The 5,705-nt window shown below is 65.1% G+C and carries 4 protein-coding genes; 1 reads left to right on the top strand and 3 read right to left on the bottom strand.

Translation table 11 applies throughout. The annotated features are described in order from the left end of the window. Positions 1–362 precede the first annotated feature (362 nt). From B0E53_RS32365 to B0E53_RS32355, 3 genes are all read right to left on the bottom strand, one after another. Positions 363–1,223 (bottom strand): inositol monophosphatase family protein, encoded by an 861-nt coding sequence (locus B0E53_RS32365; RefSeq protein WP_107079439.1) that lies wholly within the window; start codon positions 1,221–1,223, stop codon positions 363–365. Between the two features lie 63 nt (positions 1,224–1,286). After that, entirely contained in the window at positions 1,287–2,294 is a 1,008-nt protein-coding gene (gene nadA / locus B0E53_RS32360) for a quinolinate synthase NadA (RefSeq protein WP_107079438.1), read from the bottom strand. 191 nt (positions 2,295–2,485) lie between these two features. Then, entirely contained in the window at positions 2,486–3,409 is a 924-nt protein-coding gene (locus B0E53_RS32355) for an aminoglycoside phosphotransferase family protein (RefSeq protein ID WP_107079437.1), read from the bottom strand. Between the two features lie 1,221 nt (positions 3,410–4,630). Here B0E53_RS32355 and B0E53_RS32345 point away from each other — a divergent pair. Beyond that, positions 4,631–5,305, top strand: a complete 675-nt coding sequence (locus B0E53_RS32345) for an HAD family hydrolase (protein WP_168215464.1) — start codon at positions 4,631–4,633, stop codon at positions 5,303–5,305. Positions 5,306–5,705 lie beyond the last annotated feature (400 nt).

Genomic DNA, 5,705 nt, shown 5'->3' with positions numbered 1-5,705 from the left:
TCCACGCGATGACCCAGCCGGTCACCGCACCCCTGAAAACCAGCTAACCAACTCTCCATCAAACCCGGGGCTTGACACCTCGCCGAGGTGTTCGGCTGTTCGCAGGCCACGATCACCCGATACCGCGAATGCCTGCGGCCGATCCTGCGCTGGTGACCCGCCCCGAGGTCGCGAGCGGCTCGACCAGGCCCGCCGGAGGGTGTGTTTGTGCCCGCGTTCGTCGCCCCGGTCGGCGAACGCGGGCAGTACCACCGGCTGTTCTCCGGCCGCCCGGTGGGGAGGTGAGCGCCAAACAGGCGGCCTACATCTACCGCGTCAACCGGCTGCGCGTTTCATGTGCGCAAGCGAATCCGGCCGTGGGCTTACGGATCGATATGATCTTCGGCCGACGTTCCAACCGGGGTGTCTCCGGCCTCGACCGGCCAGTAGCAGGTGCCGCGCACGATCTCGAGAACCGACAGGATGGCGTCACGCAGCGCCGGGGTAACCGCGACGGCACACCGTGACTGAGTCGAGTGTGGGCTCCCGTCGGCGTCCATGACGACCGCGCCTGCCTCGCGCGCGATGACGGCGCCGGCGGCGGTGTCCCAGGTTCCGTTCCAGATGCTGATGCTGGCATCGAGGGAACCTTCTGCGACGAAGGCCAGCTCGACGGCTGTGGAGCCCAGCCGGCGCAGCCCCTGGGCGCGGGTGGTCAACTCGCGATCCAGTTCCCGGCACAGCAGACCTTCGATTCCTGGTTGGGGTCCTCCGTAATCGGTGAGAGCGACCAACGCCTTGGACAGGTCGGCTGTTTTGGAAACTTGTATGCGAGTACCGTCGCGATAGGCGCCGCCAGCGCGCGTGGCCCAGTACCGGCGCGCGAGGAACGGGACCGCGATCACGCCGAGAATTGGGGTACCGTCGTGCACCAGGCCAAGCGAGATCGAGCTCAGCGGCAAGCCATGGCTGAAGTTGGTGGTGCCGTCGATGGGGTCGAGCACCCAGTAGGTATCGGGGTTACCCACCGCGCCGGTCTCCTCGCCGAGGAAGCCGATCCTTGTGTCGTCTTCGGTCAGTGCGGCGCGGACGAGGCGTTCGATGGCGATATCGGCGTCCGTGACGATCTCGTGGGCGTCCTTCTGCCGAACGGCCGTGACGGGGTTCGTCAGGATATAGGCGACTGCCCTGTCGATGACATCGTGGGCGACCGGCAGCAGCGGATCAGGGTCAGGCGTTGGCATGAACTTCGCCGTCCACTTCAGCCTTGACTGCCACTTCTTGTCGTCCCGTACGGGACGCGCCGCTCACTCACCGCCGCCTGGTGGGCCGATCTCGATCATCCGCTGCACCGACGCCCGGGCCCGTACGGCGACATCGTGATCAACCTTGACCTCGTCGGTGCCTTCGCGGAGCGCGCGCAGCAGAGCAGCCGGCGTGATCATCTTCATGAACCGGCATGACGCACGGTCGTTCACCGCACGGAACTCGGTGGCTGGCGCGGCCTTGCGTAGCTGGTGCAGCATGCCAACCTCAGTAGCGACCAGCACCGTGCCGGTGCCGGTCGTGCGCGCTGCCTCGACCATGCCGCTGGTGGACAGGATGTGGACCTTCTCCCGCGGCACCACGCCCTCTCCGACGAGGTACAACGCCGATGTCGCGCATCCACACTCCGGATGGATGTACAGGTCGGCAGTCGGGTGCGCAGCCGCACGCGCGGCGAGTTCCGGACCGTTGATGCCGGCGTGGACGTGACACTCACCGGCCCAGACGTGCAAGTTCGCCCGGCGCGTCTCCCGTTTCACATGAGCGCCGAGGAACTGATCCGGGCAGAACAGCACCTCCCGATCCGGTGGGATGGAAGCGACCACATCCACAGCATTGGACGACGTGCAGCAGATGTCGGTCTCGGCCTTCACGGCAGCGGTCGTGTTCACGTAAGACACGACAGCCGCCCCAGGGTGCTCACGTTTCCACGCACGGAGTTGATCGACGGTAATCGAGTCGGCCAGCGAGCATCCCGCGCGCGCGTCGGGGATGAGCACCGTCTTTTCCGGTGCCAAGATCTTGGCGGTCTCGGCCATGAAGTGCACACCACAAAAGACGATGGTGGCTGCATCGCTCGTAGCCGCGATCCGCGACAGGGCAAGGGAGTCGCCGACGTGATCGGCCACGTCCTGGATTTCTGGTAGCTGGTAGTTGTGTGCCAGTAGCACCGCGTCGCGTTCCCGCGCCAGGGCGCGGACCTCCTCCGCCCAGGTGCTGTCGGGCTCCAGTCGCCCGGATGGTGCGTTGTCATGGGCTGCGGCACCCATTGGGCCCTCCTCAGGCCGAGCACTCCGCAGTGGAGGGCTCAACGCTCGCGGACGTCTGTCCTTTCTCTGCGGATTCAGGTGCATGCCAACGGCTCAAGTCTGGGCGTATCCAGACATTTGGCGCTCGCTTGGCCCTTCCGGCCTGCCGCCGCGAAACTGCTGGCCAGTCGATCACGCGGTCCTTCGGACTGTCAATCATGCTGGTGCCAGAGAAATGGCGCCCACGCCGCTCGCGAGGCGCCCGTACGCAATGTTTTGACTCTTTTGGCGAGTTCCTGTCCCGCTTTGTCGTCCTGATCTGCATTCTGCGCGAGCCAGGTGACCATCTCGACCTCGAGAGCGTCCGCCAGCAGACCATATCCAGGCCAGTCGAGCACATCGAAACCATAGCTTTCCACGAATTCCCGATACTCGCCGGCCGAGTGCCATCCGAGCCGGTCGTAGTACACCGCGGCGGGCACGAGATCCAACTCGCGCGGTCCCACCGCCACGGTATCCAGATCGCCTAGCACCGGCCTGCCGCGGCGGTCCCGGAAGACGTTGCACACGTTCGCGTCGCCATGGACGACGCCCGGCCGGAGTGGGAACTCAAGCCGGGCGTACCTGGCCGCCAGACGGCCCAGCAAAGCGCTGAGGAACAGCCTGTCCTCGTCGGCCAGCGCCGTCGCGTTTGCGAGACAGCAACGCGCTCGACGGAACGGGTCCGCATGGGGCAATGCGATGTCGGCAGGCGGCTCCAGAGCGTGCAGTTGCCGGAGGAGGGACGCCAACTCTGCCGGGGTGCCGTAGCTGATCTCGTCCGCCACCGATTCCCACAGCGTCACGAAATGGTCGCCGATGCGCAGCGGCTGAGCTATCTCGAGCGGACGAACCGCGGGAACCGGCGACCCTGCCAGCCATCTGGCGACCTTGATCTCCCGCTCGGCCTCGGCCGTGCGGACGTCCCCCCGCCCGACTCGCGCCACGACAGTTCGTGAGGAGAGCCAGAACACCGCGTTCTCACCGAGACGGATCAGTTCTCCGCCGGAAGGGCTCACGTGAATCGTTGAGCATGCTTCGCGCAGAATCAGCCATGCGCGCTCTGCGTCGAAGGAGTCGCCCGGGACCTGCACCATAGGTCGTCCTTTGTCGGTCCGCGACGCGTTCGCGGTTTCGCCGTTGCACGAGCCCCTCGCAATACCGCCGGCGGGTGGAGCGCTCAGGGCTATAACGACGGCGACGGAACTCGCGCGTTGTGGTCAGTATGCCCAGAGACAATAAGGCAGGTGCCAAATGGGCAGAACCCCGGCTACGTTCCCGACCTGCTGCGCGCGAACCGGCGGGCCCTGGGCACTCGCCTCCTTGCTCTGCGGCGCCAGTTGCGATCTGCAAGGAACCCAACCGATTCCTTCCGTCCGTTTTGACGATGGCTTGCCAGTGTATGCACATAGAACAGGAGATGTCTGCTAATCGATTCCATGATGGAACTGGCGAATGCGACGAAACGGCCGGACCCGGGTCTCCATATCTGCCCATTTAGGCAGGCCCCGGCGCCGTCTCCGTCCGGGTTTGGTGACGGTGCGTTAGATGCCTGAACCTTTGGCCTCGACCTGCTCCAGAGCCCCGGTCAGGCCCGGCGCCTGCAGCCAGCACCGCCAATGCCTCGTCGGGTAGCGGTAGGCGGTGCCGCGCGACAGACCGGATCGCTGCGCCGATTTGAGAGATGCCGACGCCGCGGCTATGGCATTAGACCAGCCCGAACACGTTCTGTCGCCGGTGCCGAAGCCTCGCACGAGCAAGGCCGCGGACATTGCTTGACGACCAACAGGCGCGTGGGTACCTTGTGTGCCCAGAGATGGGAGTTTCATGGGTAACAATAACCTCGAAACCAGCCGCGTAGCGATATGCCCAGCACATCTAGAGAAGATGGCACGGCTCTTCGGGGCCCCGATAATCGCGTCACTGTCTACGATAAGTCCGCTCGGACAACCGCAGTCCAGTCCGTTGTGGGTCAAGTTCGACGATGGAGAAGTTCTGTTCTCCACGGCGGCGAACCGGCTGAAAGTCCGCTACATGCGGGCTAACCCCCGGGTCAGCCTTCTGGCGTGGGATCCGAATATCCCGGGTAGCTACATCGAAGTACGTGGCACTGCCTCGATGTCGTCTGAGGGAGCGATGGAGTTGATCGACGAACTGTCGCTCGCTTACCGCGGCACACACTGGACCCCCCAGCCGGGTGAGACGCGGGTCCTGGTACGCGTAACCCCGACGAAGACCTTCTCACGGGCCTGAAGTCCGCTCCACCGAGCAAACCCATCGCGCCGCGAGGAGGGCTCGTGCAAGGTACGGTCCAAGCAGTGCTGTTCGATGTCGACGACACGCTCATCGACTACGCAAGTGCGGAGCACGACGGAATCGTCAGCTACCTCCGCTCGCTTGGTGTAGAGGGTGATCTCAATGCGGCGGCGGCCAGGTTCGGGGAGCTACAAGCCTTCCACTTCAACCGATTCCTCGCGGGCCGGACCGACTACGTGGGGCAGGCGCGCTCACTCGCAGCGGACATGATGGCCTGGATGAAAGCGCCCTCGGCACCCGATCCCTACCGCTGGTTCCTGGGCTATCGAGAGCGTTACGAGGCGTCGCTGCGGCTTTTCCCCGATGTCCTCGATGGGCTCGCCTCATTAGGCAACGTGCCCCTGGGAATCGTGACCAACAGCGACACCGCCTTCTCCCGGGTCAAGCTCCAGCGGGTCGGTCTGCTCTCCCGGTTCAGGTGTGTTGTCGGCGTCGACGCGGCGGGAGCGTCGAAACCGCATCCCCGCATCTTCCACACGGGCTGCGCGGCATTGGGGTATCCACCGGCGGTAACCGCGTACGTGGGCGACAACAAGCTTGGAGACGCGGCGGCCGCCGACGAGGCCGGTCTCCTTGGCGTGTGGGTCAACAGGTCCGGTGCCGATGAGGACGGTGTGACGGACCTCCGGCAGCTCGCTGCGGTTCTCAAACTGGCGGAAGTTTCCCGTTTCTCATGATCGCCTCTGGCCTTCGTGCCGGCGGTGTGGTGCTCCCGCAGCCGGGTCACTCCCTTCTTCTCCGGTAGTGGCCCCTGACCTCCTCGTCGAGCTGGGTCGCGGTGGCGTCCGCCAAACCGGCCACCTCGTCCCGGCTGCGTGGCTCCACCCGCCGAAACCGGCCAGCAATCCGCGCCATCAGATCATCCAGACCTGCCGCCCACCCCGAAGATCACCCAGCGCCACAAGCGCGCCAGTCTACGATGGACGATCATGTGCTCTGACGCCTGACCCGCATCTGCGGCCCTAGCTGCGCAAACATCGTCAACGGAAGTGCGGCTGGAGTACTAGTAGTGCTTTGTTAGGTTGGGACGAGTTGGCGGCAGAGGGGGCAGAACCCGAGCCAGGTTGCGAGTAGGTA

It is taken from the genome of Micromonospora sp. MH33 (genome assembly GCF_003013775.1).
Lineage (GTDB): Bacteria > Actinomycetota > Actinomycetes > Mycobacteriales > Micromonosporaceae > Micromonospora > Micromonospora fulviviridis.
The sequence above is the reverse complement of the archived record's forward strand: the minus strand, read 5'-3'. Positions and strand labels throughout refer to the sequence as shown.